This is a genomic window from uncultured Sunxiuqinia sp. (genome assembly GCF_963974515.1).
In the GTDB taxonomy this organism is placed as follows: Bacteria; Bacteroidota; Bacteroidia; order Bacteroidales; family Prolixibacteraceae; genus Sunxiuqinia.
This window is the reverse complement of the sequence record NZ_CAXBDD010000082.1, coordinates 1-17,491: the sequence shown is the minus strand read 5'-3', so window position 1 is coordinate 17,491 and position 17,491 is coordinate 1. Positions and strand designations below refer to the sequence as shown.

15 protein-coding genes are annotated in these 17,491 nt (G+C 41.3%); 4 read left to right on the top strand and 11 right to left on the bottom strand.

Features of this window, described 5'->3' with window-relative positions; all coding sequences use genetic code 11:
• From AAC033_RS14730 to AAC033_RS14710, 5 genes are all read right to left on the bottom strand, one after another.
• Positions 1–660 (bottom strand): IS982 family transposase (locus AAC033_RS14730; protein WP_339739454.1); only part of this gene is annotated, 660 nt, incomplete at its 3' end.
• 98 nt (positions 661–758) lie between these two features.
• Positions 759–1,478 (bottom strand): hypothetical protein, encoded by a 720-nt coding sequence (locus AAC033_RS14725; protein ID WP_339739452.1) that lies wholly within the window; start codon positions 1,476–1,478, stop codon positions 759–761.
• A 214-nt stretch (positions 1,479–1,692) separates the two neighbouring features.
• A complete protein-coding gene (locus AAC033_RS14720; protein ID WP_339739450.1) occupies positions 1,693–2,079 on the bottom strand; it encodes a hypothetical protein in 387 nt (128 codons plus the stop codon).
• Positions 2,072–2,506 (bottom strand): UPF0158 family protein, encoded by a 435-nt coding sequence (locus tag AAC033_RS14715; protein WP_339739448.1) that lies wholly within the window; start codon positions 2,504–2,506, stop codon positions 2,072–2,074. Before AAC033_RS14715 ends, AAC033_RS14720 begins: the two co-directional genes overlap by 8 nt.
• 45 nt (positions 2,507–2,551) lie before the next feature.
• The gene (locus tag AAC033_RS14710) at positions 2,552–3,046 is read right to left on the bottom strand and encodes a hypothetical protein (protein ID WP_339739446.1); all 495 of its coding nucleotides are present in this window, start codon (positions 3,044–3,046) and stop codon (positions 2,552–2,554) included.
• A 216-nt stretch (positions 3,047–3,262) separates the two neighbouring features.
• On the opposite strand from AAC033_RS14710, the gene AAC033_RS14705 reads away from it, so the two are divergent.
• Entirely contained in the window at positions 3,263–4,846 is a 1,584-nt protein-coding gene (locus AAC033_RS14705) for a DUF1186 domain-containing protein (protein WP_339739445.1), read from the top strand.
• A gap of 12 nt (positions 4,847–4,858) precedes the next feature.
• Positions 4,859–5,713: a hypothetical protein gene (locus tag AAC033_RS14700; RefSeq protein ID WP_339739443.1), complete on the top strand. Its 855-nt coding sequence runs from the start codon at positions 4,859–4,861 to the stop codon at positions 5,711–5,713.
• Between the two features lie 14 nt (positions 5,714–5,727).
• Here the strand turns inward: AAC033_RS14700 and AAC033_RS14695 are convergent, their stop codons facing one another.
• Positions 5,728–6,738: an IS110 family transposase gene (locus AAC033_RS14695; protein WP_339739441.1), complete on the bottom strand. Its 1,011-nt coding sequence runs from the start codon at positions 6,736–6,738 to the stop codon at positions 5,728–5,730.
• Between the two features lie 206 nt (positions 6,739–6,944).
• Here AAC033_RS14695 and AAC033_RS14690 point away from each other — a divergent pair, with 206 nt between their 5' ends.
• Complete coding sequence (locus tag AAC033_RS14690) at positions 6,945–7,376, top strand: hypothetical protein (protein ID WP_339739439.1); 432 nt, start codon at positions 6,945–6,947, stop codon at positions 7,374–7,376.
• A gap of 307 nt (positions 7,377–7,683) precedes the next feature.
• A complete protein-coding gene (locus AAC033_RS14685; RefSeq protein WP_339739437.1) occupies positions 7,684–9,156 on the top strand; it encodes an RNA-binding domain-containing protein in 1,473 nt (490 codons plus the stop codon).
• Positions 9,157–9,813: 657 nt separating this feature from the next.
• On the opposite strand, the gene AAC033_RS14680 is transcribed toward AAC033_RS14685, so the two are convergent.
• The 5 genes from AAC033_RS14680 to AAC033_RS14660 all read right to left on the bottom strand — a co-directional run.
• Positions 9,814–10,023: a hypothetical protein gene (locus tag AAC033_RS14680; RefSeq protein WP_339739435.1), complete on the bottom strand. Its 210-nt coding sequence runs from the start codon at positions 10,021–10,023 to the stop codon at positions 9,814–9,816.
• 115 nt (positions 10,024–10,138) lie between these two features.
• Positions 10,139–11,692: an arylsulfatase gene (locus AAC033_RS14675; RefSeq protein ID WP_339739433.1), complete on the bottom strand. Its 1,554-nt coding sequence runs from the start codon at positions 11,690–11,692 to the stop codon at positions 10,139–10,141.
• Positions 11,693–11,714: 22 nt separating this feature from the next.
• Entirely contained in the window at positions 11,715–14,150 is a 2,436-nt protein-coding gene (locus AAC033_RS14670; RefSeq protein WP_339739431.1) for a glycoside hydrolase family 2 TIM barrel-domain containing protein, read from the bottom strand.
• A 243-nt stretch (positions 14,151–14,393) separates the two neighbouring features.
• Positions 14,394–15,845 carry an arylsulfatase gene (locus tag AAC033_RS14665; RefSeq protein WP_339739429.1) on the bottom strand — a complete coding sequence of 484 codons (1,452 nt, stop codon included), beginning with the start codon at positions 15,843–15,845 and terminating at the stop codon, positions 14,394–14,396.
• A 230-nt stretch (positions 15,846–16,075) separates the two neighbouring features.
• On the bottom strand, positions 16,076–17,491 hold a 1,416-nt coding region (locus tag AAC033_RS14660), incomplete at its 5' end, for a hypothetical protein (protein ID WP_339739427.1).

Sequence of the window (17,491 nt, the reverse complement as noted above, 5' to 3'; positions counted from 1 at the left end):
CGTAATAAGCTGTATGCCATCAATAAATAACTGCTCAAAAAGCTTTTGCCCGATGTATCCCTTGTCTGCGAAGAGTTTGCCAAATATTCTGCCCAAAAAATCACTGTTTTTCAGTGGTTCCTGGTCATCGACATTTCCAGGGGTGATGACAAAATTCAAGATCTCCCCTTTGTCATTGATTATCAGGTGGAGCTTAAACCCAAAGAAATAGCCCATTGTTGATTTGCCCCTTTGGGCTATCCCGTCAAAAACTTTATGGTTAAAAATCCGTTTGTTGTTGCAGACCCTCAACGGTGTCGAATCGACAATTGATATTCCGGTACAACAGCCCAATCTCATTACTTTCAGGAATATGGCCATTGGAAACAGTGCCTTTTGCTGAAGTTCAACAAACCTGTTATATGAAACTGTTTGGGGAAACTCTTTTGTCATGTGAACTTGTACATATTGCGTGTAAAAGTGTTTCAGGTTCCTATAACTTTTTAAATGAAAGGCTATTAAGATCGTAATGACCTCCGGGTCGGAAAGTTTACAAGGCTTGTTCCGGCGTTTTTTGGAGTTGTCGGTGCCAAGTTGTGCCCCCTCCAATGTCTTGTTAAATTCTTTGCAAAATTCGTCTGCAAAGAAGAAAATTTCAACTAAATTTGATTCTGTCAACATAAGGGTTGTTTTTAATGTATATTATTCTATTTCAGTATTTTAATATACAAACAATCCTTATGTTTTCAAAATTTTTCGCTGCCTTTTTTAAATCGAACTCAGGTTAATATTTCTTCCCTGGTTATGTTTAAACGTAACCGCCATTCATTCACAAATTCACCTTTCTCAATTCCTAATGGGTCAAATACATTGTATCTCAAATTGATTTTTCCTTTGGCATAAACAACAAATGGTTTTAAATCATCCTTTTTAAGCAATTCTGCGAGAAATCCCATTCTCTTTGTGACAGCCAGGTTACTTATTGCGTCACAATGTGTAATCATCTTGTCACTATCGAGCCGGGTCTGACTGAACCCCCTGATCAATTCAGCATATCCGCCGGAGTATTGCGGATAGTCAAAACAATCTACCATGGTCTTCTCTACATCGGTAATCCGGTATGTCCGCGACCCGTAACCCTCCTGTATTATACCGGTCATTTTTTGGGGAATTGTTTTGACGAACTTATAAGTAGTGCCAAATATATCCTTGTTCCTTTTCATTTTTGAGGTCTGGATGAACAGGATATTAGGGAACTGTTCGGTGAGGCCGTGATAATTAAGAGCAGACCAATAAGCAATAGCTCCGTCCCCTGAGATAAAACAACCAATCACCTTTTCATCGCGGAAGTTGGCACGACAATATTTCCCTTTTTCGATGCGGGACAAAAAGCCTTTTTTTTCAAGGTTTTCAAGGACAGCATTCAAATCATCGAACCTGAAATTCAGGATCTCCTCAATTTCCGGGATAGTGAATATTTCAATTTCGTGATCATCCATGAGCCTCAAGAATTCTTGTTGTCCCTGTTAACATTTACTGAATGATAAGTTCTTGACATTACCTCTAGTGTTAATATAAGGGGCAATAATTACCCCACATGATATAATTCAATGCAACGATAGAATGAGTTTTTATATTTTCCAAGCAAATTTGAATTTAATCTGTTACAAGAGTTTCATGACCAAAAAGAAAAAATCCGGAAGTTCTTTATTTTTATTTCATCTCTTTTAATTCATTGATTCTTTTTGTATCAATATAATGAGTAGCATATTTATCCTCAATTGATTCATCTCCTGATTTACTAAACCGTAACCGGCGTTTTATCCCTTTACCGAATTGGTTGTAGGCGGTCCAGGAACTTTTTAAAGCCAACTCGTCCGAGTATTTTCCGATCAACTTGTTAATGAAAGTCAGCTTCCCCAAGTTGGTTTTGCATACTTTTTCGAGGTAATCAATGCGTCCAAACCGCCAGGATTCATAATCGTCTTTAGTAAGATAGCCCAATTGCAAAAGCACATCTACCGCACAGACATACCCTTTCTCGTAACGATTTGAATGTACCAGCCTTTTAACCTCTTTTCCTAAATCCACGTTATTCATTAAAATCCTTCCCGTTTAAATCAATTTGTTCTTTAACACGCTGGATGTAGCGCATTTTCTTATAGTCAAACCACTGTTGCCGATACTCTCCTGAATTATCAATTTGCCATTTAAAGTTCCGAAACGGTTTTGGCCTGTTTAACGCATTGATCAATTGATCCTGTAGTTTGGGGTCATCAATACGCTCTGCAAAATCAGCCATTATCCGAAATGATTCATGGGTCTCAAATCCTTCAAATTCAAAATAATCATCCAGGTTTTCATCAATCTCTTTAGCTTCTTCTTCCCATGGCTCCTCATCAGCTCCAATCCAGCTGTCAAAATTGAGTAATGTTTTAATTCCTCCCGTTTTAAGGTTGTAAAAACATCTCATCCCGCAGTCCAGGTTGTCGGCAATTTCCTCTATTTGTTTTTCTGTGAGTTTCATGTTTAGAGTATATTTTTCAAGTTTGCATTTACCAAACCTGCTGTGCTATAATTTCTTCCTGTTGTTTAGTAATTCCTTTGCTCTGTCAACCGCCAGGCAGCAGATATTGCCAAATGAATCATCTCCCTGTTTATATAGATGGTATGCATTGACGAAATTGTAATAAGCTACAATGGCTTTCGGGTTATTCTTTGCCTCTATTAATTTATTATACGACGAATTCCGTATATCTTCTCCAAGAATTTCATGCACATAATTCCTTAGCTCCTCGTCCGGGACAATGACTTCTTTGTCAAGTTGTTTCTGTAGCTTCTTCCTTCTTGATTTTGATTCTTTCAGGTCGAAAAGATTCCTTGCAATGCCCTTTTTCACAGCCATAAAATCTTCCGGAGATCTGGCAGGACTGGCCATCAGGGAGTTTCCTTTTTCATCCGGGGGATACAGCCATAAACCTTTTTTAAGCGATTTTTTTATCTTTCGCGGTAATCTGAATTGTTTCATGAAAACTTCTTTTTTTTCCATTTCTTTTATTGTCTTCATCCGGTATTCGTCATTTATCCGGGAATGCAAATTACAAAATGCAGATGTAATGACCATGACCAAAATAAAACCTGATTACTTTACTTTCCGGACAGACGATTACCGTTTCTGCCGTGCAGGTAAATTTGACGGGAATTGGGAACGGGCATCTCCCAAAAAGTTTTTAAGTTTGAAATCTCAAAAATGAGCGTGATTCGAAATAAAAAGTTAAAAAAGATGTACGAAGAATTCGAAAGATCCGGTTATAAAATAACGACCGATTCTACATTTCACAACACTCAGGATCATATTACCCCATCGCTAAAATGGCAATTGGAAAAATTATATCCCAAAATACAAAAAAGGGATAAAACAGTTATTGACAAATTGCTCTACCTGATTGAACGCCATCCAAAAAACCCGCAATTGAAAAACTACCTGTCTGCGGCTTATACGTCATCGGGCAACTTTAAAAAAGGAACTGAAGTAAACGAATGGATTTTAAAGGAACATCCCCACTATCTTTTTGGCCTGTTAAACAAAGCCCATCAGATGATCGACGATGGCAAACCCGAAATGGTGCCCGGAATATTGGGAAAGGATATGGAACTAAAAAGCCTGTATCCCGACCGCGACCTGTTTCACCTGGCGGAAGTAACCGGCTTTTTTAAGCTGGCAATCATGTATTTTGCAGCTATCGGCGATTTGGAGCAGGCAGAAACAAGATTGCAGATTCTGGAAGAAATTGCGCCGGAACATCCCGATACCGAATCTGCCCGGCGCCATCTGATGCCCAAAAGGCTGGAAGCGGGATTCAAGCGATTTGAGGATGAAGAAAAGACGAAAATAAAAGTGAGAGCCAAAGGAAATTATCAATCCTTGCAAACCACCGAAAAACCAGTTTTTAACCATCCCGAAACAGAATGGCTATATCAGTATGATACGAACATAGAAAAGGAAAAACTGGAAACAATCCTTTCGTTACCCCGAAAAACCCTGGTCGAAGATTTGGTAACCATCCTGAAAGACATCATCTTGCGCTACGAATATTTCCGGGAATTGGAGGAAGCGGGGAAACTAAAAGAAGAAGAATGTTTTTTTGCCTGCCATGCTGTTTACCTTCTGGGCGAACTGGAAGCTGATCAGGTTCTGGACGCGATCCTGGAAACTTTCAGGCAGGACAGTGATTTTCTTCAATTCTGGTACTTCGACCTGTTAACAGAGGATTTTTGGGAAACGCTTCTGAAAACCGGCAAAAATCAACTCGATAAGTTGCAGGATTTTGTATTGACGCCGGATTTGGACACTTATGCGCGCGGCGAAGTGGTTGGTTCGGTATCTCAACTTGCACTTCATTACCCGGAACGAAGGAAAGAAGTGATCGGGTGGTTTGACGCCGTTATGGGCACCGTTATCAGTGCAAATCCTGATTCAGGAATAATCGACAGCGACTTCAACGGATTCCTTGTTTGGGAAGCTGTAGAATTGCAGGGCGTTGAACTGATGGACAAAATTGAACAGCTTTATGAATCCGGATATGTTACAGAGGGAATCGCAGGTTCATTTGAAGACATAAAAAAGGACATTGATCGGAAACCGGAATATGAACACAAAAAAGAATTTACCCCGATATTTGAAAAGTATGAGGAATTAAACCGGTTTAAATCTTCGAAAAACAGTAAAGAAACCGTATTTCCTCGTTATGATGAGCCGATCCGGGCAACACCAAAACCTGGTGCCCCCACACCAAAGACAGGAAGGAATGATCCGTGTCCGTGCGGCAGTGGGAAGAAATACAAAAAATGCTGCAGAAATAAATAAATTTCATTACCGATGGATACAACTGAACTTTTTGTGCCTGAAATAAATGCGATGATCGAACATGCTCATTTTGAAAGCAGTCACGTTTCAAATGATTCGTATCTGAAATTGAAGGAGGTATATAAAATTTTCAGTTGCATAAAACCGGGAGAGAACGATGAAAACAGGCATACCTGGTTTGAAATCTCGCGAGGACCAATCTCTGCTTTTGGCGATTATGACGAATATAAGGAAAGCGGTGAGGTGGAAACCTTCGAAGAGTTTGAACAACTTTGGAAAGATTATTACCCGGAAGAAACCACCTGGTACAGGTTTGACACTGCCAAATATCAAAACGAGTTGTTTTTTCATTTAGACGGAAAGCTCATTGCTTCGATCAGGGAGGATGAACCACCAGCAAAAGATCCCGCTTTTGATTCCGATTATCTTGACCGGTTTGCTGATTGGCTTCTCAGAAAAGTGGTCAGCGAAACAGGTAAGCTGAAAAAAGATGAAGCTGCCTACAATCGGTATATTCAGCAAAATCTGTCCTGGTCGAAGCGGTTCGGTCGGATAAAAAGGAAAGATTATTGGGAGGTACAGGGTGATGAAGCCATTCGTCCGGATAAGGATTTAAGCGATGAAAGCATTGATAAGCTTAAAATAGTTGTTGAGAAAACGAAAAATCACGATATTCTTTTGGCAGAGAAAATGGCTGCCGGTGAATTTTTCAGGATTTGTGAAATCTGCTACGATGCCAACGGCTATTTCAAAAATTCACAGGTTCAATTGACGCCAAAGGAAAAGTACCTGCAAATGGCCGATGGCAGGGATGGCGGTTTAAGAGAGCTTACCGAAGAATCGCCGTTGGCTTTTCATATACTCTAATAAATTGCAAGTTTTTAGACCACTTTTTCTGTGGAGCTGTTATTATTATTCAGCTCTCTTGGATCAATGCAAATGTACTCCTGACTATATGGTGTTTTATTTTTCACAACGCTGTAAATTGTACGAAGCATCTTGTTGGAGACATTATTCATGATTAAATAGTGAGGTTTCCCTTCCAACTGTTTCTTTTGATAATATAATCTGTATTCTTTATTGTGCTTGATAGCCGATTTGGCCCCCAGGTATAGCAATGTCTTTAGTTTACGGTCAGCAAACGGGCTTGTTTTACGTTTTCCAACCATCTTGCCTGATTCGTTAGGGAAAGGGCATACACCTGCATAGGAAGCTGCTTTACGGGCAGTGTCAATATTTTTAAAATTCCCTGTTTTAATGATCAAATCGGTTGCAATAACAGCTCCAATACCTTTAACACTGGTTGTCAATTCGTAACTTTCATTAAGTTCCTTATTTTCCCTGATAATGGCTTCAATTTCATTCTCAACCTCTTTGATTTGATTGCCGAGGTTTGATAAGGCTTTTTCAGTATGCTTTTGAACACTGATGCTTTGCATCGGGCTGCAGGAACGGCTATGGTTCCCCGCACGCAGCAACTTCCGGGCTTTTACCAGTTGAGAGCGTAATGAATACAAAAATTTTAATTCAATGATTTCTTTTGGACCGTATGAATTGAAGGTAAGTTTGTCAGCAAACCTTTCCCCGTATTCCCTAATCCTTGCAGCATCTATCGGGTCAGATTTCCCTTTAATCAAGCCTAAACTGTGTTTGATATTATAACCAGAAACCAAAGCTATTTTTATTCCGGCCTGGTTGCAAAGGGATACAAGTAAATCTCCATAGATTCCTGTATTTTCTGCACATAAAATTGCATCTTCAGAAACTGAAGATAAAAACTTGGCTATGTCCATTAATCTGTTTCTCACTTGTTTGTTTTTCCTTTTTCCATTTTCGTCGATGAAGTTAACATCGAACTTTTCCATCGATAAATCAATTCCGTATACTTGCATAAGCTTTAAAGTTTATGCTCCGCATTGAGTGGCTAACATCGTAATAGTGGGTTTTACCCTAAATACTCTCTGGCTTTAACTCAATAATCTGCTGTACTTAATATGAAAATTAGTTTTTATCTGTCGAATGGATAAAGTTAATGCAGCAGATGGAGCTTTTTCCCCTAAAAGTAATCTAAATATTCCCTCCGATCGTTGACTATTCTTTGCTAATACAAACTAACGAGGAATGGTACCACAGTTCGGCCTGGTTGGGCGGTCATCCCTGGGAAATATGCAGGGGAGGAAATTCAACCCATATCTCGCTTTATATTTCAGACGTGCAGGACAAATGGAAAGTCCGACTGGCGGGTTCAAGTATTGTCCGGGTGGAAGAAATTTTAAAGATGGCAGTTGCACTTTATGACAACAACATCCCTTTTGAACTGTCAGACGCAGAAGAAATCTTACGCATGGTCACCGGAAATGATTCTATCGGAATCGTTCCTCAGTATATTTTTCCCCGTTATTGCCACCGGTTCTTCCCAAAGGAAGATCAGATCATCGATTTTATGAACCTGGGGTATGACAAGGAAATAACCGGTAAAATAGTTGAAAAGACTTACTGGTATCCTTTGGAACGGATTGTTTTGGGCTGACTCATCCGGTGTTGCTATTTTTTTATCCACTTCTTTTACTGTCTTCACCCGGTATTGGTCGTTTATCAGGGAATGCAAATTACAAAATGCAGATGTAATGGCCATGACCAAAATAAAACCTGATTACTTTACTTTCCGGACAGACGATTACCGTTTCTGCCGTGCAGGTAAATTTGACGGGAATTGGGAACGGAGGATTTAAACCATGTATAATTGCCAAAATCTCAATTCAAATAAAAATCAAGACTGCATTATTAAAGCAATCATTAACTTTGAAGGCAATAACTCTTAAACTGAAATCAAAAAAATGAGCGTCATTGGGCTAAATAAAGAAAAAGTACAGGCTATGCTGGTTGACCTGGAATCGGAACAGATTGAACGGACTACTTCCACAACCGACACCTCAAAATTTGCCCAGGCCATATGTGCTTTCTCAAATGATCTATCCAATACAGCCAAAAATGGCTATTTATTTATAGGTGTATATGATAATGGTACTCTGTCCGGACTGAAAGCCAGTGACCGCTTACTTCAATCTTTGGGAGGACTTCGTTCTGACGGAAACATCCTGCCCCAACCAATTATGTCTGTGTCTGTATTTTCATTTGTACACGGAGATGTCATCGTCATCGAGATACAGCCTTCGCCTTTTCCCCCGGTAAGGTACAAAGGAAAAACATGGATACGGGTAGGACCGCGTAAAGCTGTTGCCAATGACATGGAAGAACGTATCCTGATTGAACGGAGGGCATCCAATGTCAGTACTTTTGATGTCCGCCCTTCTCTAGGCCTTGGACTGGATAGCATCAATCAAAAACTATTTACCGAGAATTATTTACCACAGGCTATTGACAGTGATCTGCTTGCCGATGATCACAGGGAATTGACAGAAAAACTGGCTAGTCTCCGTTTTTTCAGTCCAAATTATAGCGCAATAACCAACGCTGGTTTATTGCTTTTTGGAAATGAGGTCGAAAGATATATTCCCGGAGCATACATTCAATACGTAAAATTTGATGGTTTAACTGAAGCTGATGATCCCATTAACGAGAAAAAGTTTTCGGGCAATCTTGTTCATATTTTATCAGAACTGGACTCTTTTCTTGAATACGCCATTGTTCAGCAAAAGCCTGTTCCGGTCACCGCCCTAAAAGAGAAGAAACAGTTCAATTTCCCCAAATGGGCTATCCGCGAACTACTCATGAATAGCGTCATGCACAGGGATTATGAGTCGAATGCACCTATTAAATTTTATCAATATAAAGACCGGATTGAGATTATTAATCCAGGTGGGTTATATGGGAATGCCCGCCCCGAAAATTTTCCAAATGTCAATGATTATCGGAATCCTGTCATTGCCGAAGCCATGAAAGTTTTAGGCTACGTAAACCGCTTTAACCGGGGAATTGCCAGGGTGAAAAAGGAACTTGCAGACAACGGGAATTCTGAAGCAATATTCGATTATAAAAAGATTGGTATGTTTGGGGTCACTGTTTTTGATGCACTGTATAAACTGACAGTCCCTGAAGATATTGTTCATGAATCTGGGGAAACAGTGAAACTTCCTAGTGAGAAAAGTTCACAGAAAAGTTCACAGAAAAGTTCACAGAAAATTCTTCAGTTAGTACAAGAGAATAGCGTTATCACCACAACAGAAATGGCCGATAAGCTCAATATTACCCGAAGGGCAATAGCAAAACAAATTGAAAAGTTAAAGAGAGAAGGTAAATTGAAACGTATCGGCCCTGATAAAGGAGGAAGATGGGAAATCTCCAGATGAATCCTGTTTATTCTTTGGGCAAACGATTCAGGAAAATGACCGAACGCGAAGCACCGGAGCGAAGGGGTGCCCCAATACCGTTTCTACCGTGCCAGTATATTTGACGGGATCAAGGGTGGATCGGGAAATAGAATACCACTATGGCTTTTTGGCTTTCTATATTAAAATCCCTGCCGCAACACGCATGCCTATCAGGTTTTCTCAACCGAACTCCCCTTTGAAGATGTATCCAAAATACGGGAATGGATCTAATCCGAAAAAAGTCTTCATAGTCTGCTTCAATTATTGTTTTAACTTGCTCTCACGATCAAGCGATCTAATATATCCAGGTTGAAATTTGCCCTCCCAGGTCTTCAAGTGATTTTCCTTTAGTTTCAGTAATATAACGCCAAACCACAAAAGCCAGCATAAGCATCCTAACCGAAAAGAAGGCAAATGAAAAATCGGTTCCTTAGGGGCTGCTGCTGCTGAACACTGAAAAGAGAAAAGTGATCGCAACTGCAAAAAACCAATGAGTCAAACTACCTAAAGCTTGTCCTTTACCGCGAACGCTGTATGGAAAAACTTCCGATTTGGAGGGATTGGCTGCACTGGCTGGCTGAATAAACGCCAACCGCTCCCTTAAGGCTCCTATGCCAACTGAATCAATACCCACAGTTAAAACTCCTTCTCCCCAAACTCACTTTGGGGATGCTTGGTGTTACTGTTTTTCCAGTTCAGGTTGAAGCTGAGCTTGACCAGGATCATATCGGTTTCATAGCAATAGTCAATGGTCGTGTAAAAATCGTCGCCCCAGGTGGTGATGCGTTTCCTGTTGGATTCGTTCATCCCCAGATCAATATTTTGCCATTGAACGCTGCCGGTCATCAAAAACCTGATGAGATTAGAATTATTTGACAAGAACCTTTTGCTTGGTCCAGTATCGACCCCGTGTGGCACATCGATAATCAGCTGACTCTAATTCGGATGAACAATCCGGATGCTACTGAATATTCAATTCATGAACTGGGCCAAAATTTTTGCCACGTATTCTTTCAAATGTTTGCACCATTTCTTTCAGCTTTTCCGGTTTTTCCCCGGCAAGATTAGTTTGTTGCCCGAGATCTTCTTTCAGATTATAGAGCTGAAATTCAGGTGAATTTCCTAACTCAATATTGACCTTTTCATTAACGGCTTGTCCCTTATAAGGAGGGATCATAACCCAATCACCTTTTCTTAAAGCAGTTCTGGAAATGGCCTCGATGATCAACTGTTCCCTTCCTTTGTTTGATTTACCAAGCAAAACATCCAGCAAATTTTGACTATCCGGACCTTTTGCCTGACTCCCCGCCAGGGCAGCAATGGAAGAAAACAAATCAACCTGACTTACCAATGCATCCGATAGCCCTGGTTCAATCGTTCCTTTCCAGTAAGTTACAAAAGGCACACGAGTCCCGGCTTCAAAAAGACTGTATTTACCACCTCTTAAGGGTCCCCATGGAGTATGATCACCAAGGTTTTCCACGGCATCGTCGTAATAACCATCGTTCAGAACAGGACCATTGTCACTGGAAAAAACGATAAGGGTATTTTCCAGCAAGCCTTCTTTTTCAAGCGTTTTCAGAAACTCACCAATGCACCAGTCTGCCTCAGCAATAACATCCCCTCTGGGCCCCATTCCTGTTTTACCCACAAAACGCGGATGTGGTGTACGGGGAACATGAGGTTGCTGCATGGCATAATAAAGGAAGAAAGGTCCTTCCTTATGTGTTTTGACATATTCCTGGGCTTTGGCCAGAAAATGGTCAGCCATATCCACATCGCTCCATTTGGCAGCTTCACCGCCTTTCATGTATCCGATCCGGGGTATACCATTCACGATAGTGGCATTATGTCCGTGATGCCACATCATGTCGCATAATTCAGGATGGGTCTTACCCGTGGGCTGTCCTTCAAAACTGTTTTGGTAATCTACTTCAATAGGATCATCAGGATCGAGTCCCTGTACCAGACCATTTTTTAGATAAACCGTTGGCACCCGGTCTTGAGTGGCCGCCATATAATAAGCATAATCAAACCCAACTTCGTTAGGCCCGGGAGAGACACGCGTATTCCATTCCACGACTCCTGTTCCAAGGCCAAGGTGCCATTTGCCCACCAATCCCGTGTGATAGCCTTGCTTTTGTAATAGTTTTGGCAAAGTTATTTTAGCAGTATCAATAATGAGCGGTGCTGTACCCGGCAGGATACGGGCACTTTCATTGCGCCATGGGTATTCGCCGGTCAATAAGGCATAACGGCTGGGCGTACAGGTTGCTGAAGAGGCATAGCCCTGCGTAAAACGTAAGCCTTGGTTGGCCAGGTGATCCATACTAGGGGTTTCCAACTCCGTGGCGCCATAAGCACCAACATCCCCATAACCAAGGTCGTCCATGTAGATAAAAACGATATTGGGCTTTGAAGCCTTTTTTTTACTTTTCTGTTTGCCTTTACATCCTACAATTACAAAAGATACCAGAGTAAACATTAAAAATAAAAGAACACCATATTTTTTCATAGTAATAATTTTAATCAAAACATCATTCAACCTTAATAGTGACCGTCGTTGCTTCCAAACCTTCTGACTTTGCAGAAACAACAATATCACCGGATTCATCCAAAGATTGCAATATCAGCAAACACTTACCCTTAAAAGCTTTTCGATGGTTAACTTTGTGAGGAGACAGATCCAGAATGTCGCCGTTTTCAACCCCTAATAATCTGGCAGGACCTGAAACATCAAAAACAACCTGATTGTCAGCATCTGGCACCATAACACCATTCTCATCAATAACAATCACTTCACAATGTACCACATCCTGTCGGTTGGCTTTGATCTTAGCTTTATCGGGATTAACGGCTAATGATGCAGGTTTCCCGGCTGTTTCAAACGCCTTTTGAGCAACGGGATCCCCATCCTTGTATGCAACCGCCGAAAGTGTTCCCGCTTTATATGGCACCTGCCAAACCAGCTGCCGTTCTTCTCCCATTTTTTTTCGCCCCAGTGACTTATCATTCAAAAACAGCTCCGCTTCACCACAGTTGGTATAAACCACCACCGGAATTTCTTCTCCCTCTTTACCCGGATGTGTCCAGTGAGGTAACAGGTGGACCATCGGTTTATCACTCCAGAGACTTTGATACAGGTAATAGTGATCCTTTGGGAAACCTGCCAGATCAATTATTCCAAAGTTTGCCGTCCGTGCCGGCCAGCCAAACGATTCACCCAAATAATCAAATCCGGTCCAGCGGAAATTGCCCATGTACCAGTCATACCGTTCAACACGGTTCCAGTCATCACGAATTCCAATGCGGACTATTGAATTATCATATGAGGATTGATATTTATGAGTAATACCTGGAAATAACTCCTTTTCCGACAGGTCCTTTATCTTGGTAATTTTGTGCTCCATCTGTGGGAATTCTTCCGGTTTTTCCCAAGGTGCAGGATTATCTTTCACACGGTACCAAGTTTGAGTACGGTAAACACCCCTGGTTTGAAGTGTATGCGTAATTTCGGTTCCTATAATGGGCCTTTCGGGGTGCGCTTTGTGGTAGTTTTCCAACACCCCTTTAAACTCTCCATGCCCGTTAAATCCCGCAATATCTATATAGGGAGCCATGTAGCCCCTGCCCTGGGTAACTGGACGGGTATCATCAAAGCTTTTGGCAAATTCCACAATCGTTTTTTGCTCCTCAGGAGTAAAACCATGAACCTCATTACCAATACTCCAGATCACAACAGATGGATGATTGCGATCGCGATGCATAAAATCCTTAAGATCTTGTTCCCACCAATCCTGAAAATAATTTCCGTAATCATGTTCGGCCTTAGGATTCCACCAGCCGTCAAACGCCTCATCCATTACCATAAACCCCATGGTGTCGCACATCGTATAAAATTCAGGAGAAAATGGATTGTGCGTCGTTCTTAATGCATTGCATCCCATCTCCTTCATCATTTTAAGCCGTCGATACAGTACGTCGTTGGGAACAGCCGCCCCCAGAGGCCCGGCATCATGGTGATTGCTCAATCCCTTAAATTTCACCGGCTCCCCGTTGAGATAAAACCCGTCACTTCCACGTAATTCTACAGATCTGATTCCAAAGGGCGTTTCAAATTGATCCAGTATCTTGCCCTTGGCCTGAATCCTGGTTTCAAGACAATACATTGAGGGTGAATCCGGAGACCAAAGCAAAGGTTTTTCCACCACAAAGGCATCCTTATAAAGCACAGAATCGGTCAATGAAATTTCTTTCTGGCTTCGGGCCACCTCCGCCCCATTTTCATCACGGACAATATTATGAACCGTTACATCCTGTTTTTTTCCTGTTTCATTTAAAATACTAACTGATAAATTTACCGTTGCCTCCTCATGGCTGACTTCTGGAGTGGTAACAAAAGTTCCCCAGCGGGGTATATAGACATTGCCGGTTTGGACCAGCCACACATGCCGGTAAATACCGGAACCGGTGTACCACCTTCCACTCGGCGCCTTGGAATGATCTACCCGCACAGCCAAAACATTACCACCCTCCTGTAAATAAGGTGTAAGATCGTAGCCAAAACTGATGTACCCATAAGGCCGGTTACCCAGGTGATGCCCATTAATCCATACATCACTGTTCATATAAACACCATCAAACTCCACAAAAAATTTATCATCCGGATTCAGTTCATTCAGGTGAATGGTTTTGCGGTACCATCCGATGCCGGTGGGCAGGAACGCTCCGGAAATACCAGAAGGATTGTTCTGATCGTAGCTGCCTTCAATACTCCAATCATGGGGCACATCCAACAGTCGCCACTCAGAATCCTCAAATTCAACATTTTCAGCTCCCGTAGGATCTCCTTCAGTGAATCGCCAGTCAAAGTCAATCAAGGACTTTTCACGAGGTTTTTCGATCGTTGTATCCGTCTGACAACCAGCAGCCAAAACGATTGAAAATATCAGTACAACATATTTACAAAACATATCGCTTAATTTAATGAGTAACACTAGTCAGCCACTAGTGAACAATACTATTATTAATTATTTTCATTCCCTATGGAAATCAGAGCCAGCATACAAAGAAATTATCTGGGTCTGACCATCCAATATCGTCCTCCAACATCATAAACAAATTAGCTCTTTTGCACCTTTGTTTCAAAAGCTCCTTAAGGCAAGCATAGTGCGGACAAATATGGCCAAAAAGAATACTGACTTGCTTTATATTTTTTAGTCAACATTCAGATAAGTAGGTGCCGAAAACTGAAACACTTCAGATTCTGTGCGCGCACTTTTCATAATCTCCTTCATTTCTTTAACTACATCCGGGAATTCTGAGGCCAGATTTTGCGTTTCCTCAGGATCCTTTCTTAAATCATAGAGCTCTGGTTCAGCATTGGTTTTTTTGGCTACATTGTATTTGACAGCTTTCCATTTTCCTTTTCTCACTGCAATCCGTCCACCTTTTTCATGAAACTCCCAATAGAGATAATCATGTTTTTTCTGATCTCCTTTCCCTGTCAAAGTGGGCAAAAAGGAAATCCCATCAATCTTTTTATTAAAATCTACCCCGGCAATATCAGCAAAAGTTGGCATCACATCCCAGAAAGCAGAAATATGATCTGTTGAAGAACCCGCTTCTATTATTTGCGGCCATTTAACAATCATCGGCACATGAATCCCGCCTTCATACAAATCCCGCTTATAACCTTTGAAAATTCCATTGCTGTCAAAATAATCAGGATCTGCCCCACCTTCCTGGTGAGGGCCGTTATCAGAAGTAAAAACAATAATGGTATTATCGGCAATGCCCAATTCTTCCAGTTTCTCAGAAATATCTCCAACCTGTCTGTCCAGCAGGGTAACCATGGCCGCAAAAGCTGCATGACTATTTTCCTGCGAACCGTAAGGCCCCTGGCGGTAACCTTCTCCCTCGTCAACCCCTTTGTAACTTTTCTCGGGCAGGAATTTTCCCTTAAAGGGATCTATATATTTTTCAGGCAGCAACAACTCCGCATGAGGAATTGGAGAAGCATAAAACATAAAGAAAGCACTGTGCTTATTGTCATCAATAAATTTCAATGCTTCATCATGAATCAAATCAGCAGCATAGTCGTTTTGATTTTTTCCTTTATTGCCATTAAGGATTACTTTCTCCTGATTGTGCCAAAGATGATAAGGATAATAGTGATGAGCCAGTCGTTGGCAATTATAGCCATAAAACTCATCAAATCCCTGCAGATTTGGATCACCTTCAGAGCCAGGGTAACCGAGGCCCCATTTCCCAAACACCCCAGTTTTGTAGCCGGCTTCTTTCAACATTTCAGAAAGGGTATAAGTGCTGTCAGGCATTGGGTATTGTCCTTCAGGCTCAACCTCTTTGTTGCCCCGAATGGGAGTATGACCAGTATGCATACCTGTTAACAAAGCTGATCGCGAAGGCGCGCAAACGGTTGACCCGGAATAATGCTGGGTAAAAACCATTCCTTCAGCCGCCAGTTTATCGATATTGGGCGTGGCAAATTTGGACTGACCGTTAAACCCAACATCACCATAGCCCAGATCATCGGCCAGAATGTAAATAATGTTGGGACTGGGGACCCTTTTCTGCCTTTGCTTTGGCTGGCAGGATACCAGCACGGTCAATAATATGGTTAGCGGGATAATTTGTACTTTCAACATAGCCTTAAATTTTTACTAAAATCTTTCTACTTTAAATTATTTTATTGACACAGTTGCATGATCGTTCCAACTCACTTCAGGCAAGGTCACATAATTCAATTTGACTTTACCTGCTATATTCCCCTTTATTAAAAATAACCCCGCACCCTGTTTTATAAATGAAAAGGAGGCAGGATAATTCATATTAATAAAATCAGACGAATGCTTTCTTTTGCTCTTCTACATAACTATTAGTTCTTTAAAACCGATATTGATAGAGGGGGTAATTCCACTTCTACAAATCCATTCCCGATGTTTAAGTCTCGTCCCTCATGAAGGCTTACTTCCCGGGATTCGGGACGCTCTCCTTTAAGAATAAGATGACTAAAAATCCGGTTTTCACAGGGGAGATCACGAAGGCTTAAAACCACTTTTTGGGGCTCATTATTTTTGTTTAATAAAAAAACATTGATTTTTTGAGCGCATTTACTTATCCCAGCATAGGTTCTGATATAATCTGATACAAGATTGGCTTCCACAAGCTTTTCAGGAACATTCTCATTGACAAGCTTCACAACCTCAGCAATAGGTTTTCTGGAATTATCATCCAAACGAAAAAGAACTCCCACATCATCTTTATCATTATCCATCGGCCCATTCCAGGGAGAGTGTGTCCCCCAAAAATAGGAATATGTCACATTAGGCTGTGATAGCTGGTTCATCAAAATCTCAAACCACCACAAAGCTTTCCAGGTGTTATTGATGCTTCCCATTCCCTTATTCGATGGTGAAACCCCTGTTTCGGTAATTACGATTTCCATTTCCGGTTTCACCGAGGTGCGAACAGCCCGCTGCATTTTTTGCACATTGGGAATAAAAAGCTCTTCCGATTTCTTCCACAAATCGTAGGTTTTACAAGATTCAATAAACGACCACATATACTGGTGACAGGATGTAAAATCTATTAATTCGGGAGATCGATCCATTATGGCATTAAAGAAAGAAACATTGGAGAGAATGCCGGGACCCACATTAATTGAAGGATCTGCCTCTTTCATGGCAATAACCATTTTTTCATATACGTCGACATACTCTTGGCGGGTCATTAATTTGGGATGATGATCTACTTCATTTCCGATCTGCCAATAAGCCACCTGATAGTCTTTCTGCTTGACATATTTTACCCATTCAACAGCTGCCTCCACCAACTCTGACAAAGCAGGCCCGCCCTCATATTTAAACGAGAATACATTAACCACCACTAAAGGTTTGATATTCTGCCGTTGGCAAACAGCCATAAACTCATCAAAATCCATTGCAGATTTAAAAGCACCATTTTGATCAACAGCCCACTCCCATTTTCCGGGGGCCTGAGATATCGCAGCCACACGAGGCCGGAGTCCGTCTTCAACATCATCATAAGGAGGTGTATGCCAGAGATAATTATCGGCCAGATGTCCATATGGAAATCGCAGAGAACCAGCTCCCAGCTCACTCACTGCTGCTTCAAAAGACCGGTGAGGATTGGGACGCTTAAGATCGGAATTCAGCAACCAGCATAAATTAGCGGACGAAGCTCCATCAGGAATCTCTTCTTTGATAACTTGACCAAAGTCAATTTGAATTGTATCCTGCGCATTGGCATTGAATTTCAAAAAAACCAAAAG

What these genes read in the sequence shown, in the direction of transcription:
- AAC033_RS14725 (WP_339739452.1), bottom strand. Translation starts at nt 1,478, where the DNA reads ATGGATGATCACGAAATTGAAATATTCACTATCCCGGAAATTGAGGAG.
- AAC033_RS14720 (WP_339739450.1), bottom strand. Translation starts at nt 2,079, where the DNA reads ATGAATAACGTGGATTTAGGAAAAGAGGTTAAAAGGCTGGTACATTCA.
- AAC033_RS14715 (WP_339739448.1), bottom strand. Translation starts at nt 2,506, where the DNA reads ATGAAACTCACAGAAAAACAAATAGAGGAAATTGCCGACAACCTGGAC.
- AAC033_RS14710 (WP_339739446.1), bottom strand. Translation starts at nt 3,046, where the DNA reads ATGAAGACAATAAAAGAAATGGAAAAAAAAGAAGTTTTCATGAAACAA.
- AAC033_RS14705 (WP_339739445.1), top strand. Translation starts at nt 3,263, where the DNA reads ATGTACGAAGAATTCGAAAGATCCGGTTATAAAATAACGACCGATTCT.
- AAC033_RS14700 (WP_339739443.1), top strand. Translation starts at nt 4,859, where the DNA reads ATGGATACAACTGAACTTTTTGTGCCTGAAATAAATGCGATGATCGAA.
- AAC033_RS14695 (WP_339739441.1), bottom strand. Translation starts at nt 6,738, where the DNA reads ATGCAAGTATACGGAATTGATTTATCGATGGAAAAGTTCGATGTTAAC.
- AAC033_RS14685 (WP_339739437.1), top strand. Translation starts at nt 7,684, where the DNA reads ATGAGCGTCATTGGGCTAAATAAAGAAAAAGTACAGGCTATGCTGGTT.
- AAC033_RS14680 (WP_339739435.1), bottom strand. Translation starts at nt 10,023, where the DNA reads ATGACCGGCAGCGTTCAATGGCAAAATATTGATCTGGGGATGAACGAA.
- AAC033_RS14675 (WP_339739433.1), bottom strand. Translation starts at nt 11,692, where the DNA reads ATGAAAAAATATGGTGTTCTTTTATTTTTAATGTTTACTCTGGTATCT.
- AAC033_RS14670 (WP_339739431.1), bottom strand. Translation starts at nt 14,150, where the DNA reads ATGTTTTGTAAATATGTTGTACTGATATTTTCAATCGTTTTGGCTGCT.
- AAC033_RS14665 (WP_339739429.1), bottom strand. Translation starts at nt 15,845, where the DNA reads ATGTTGAAAGTACAAATTATCCCGCTAACCATATTATTGACCGTGCTG.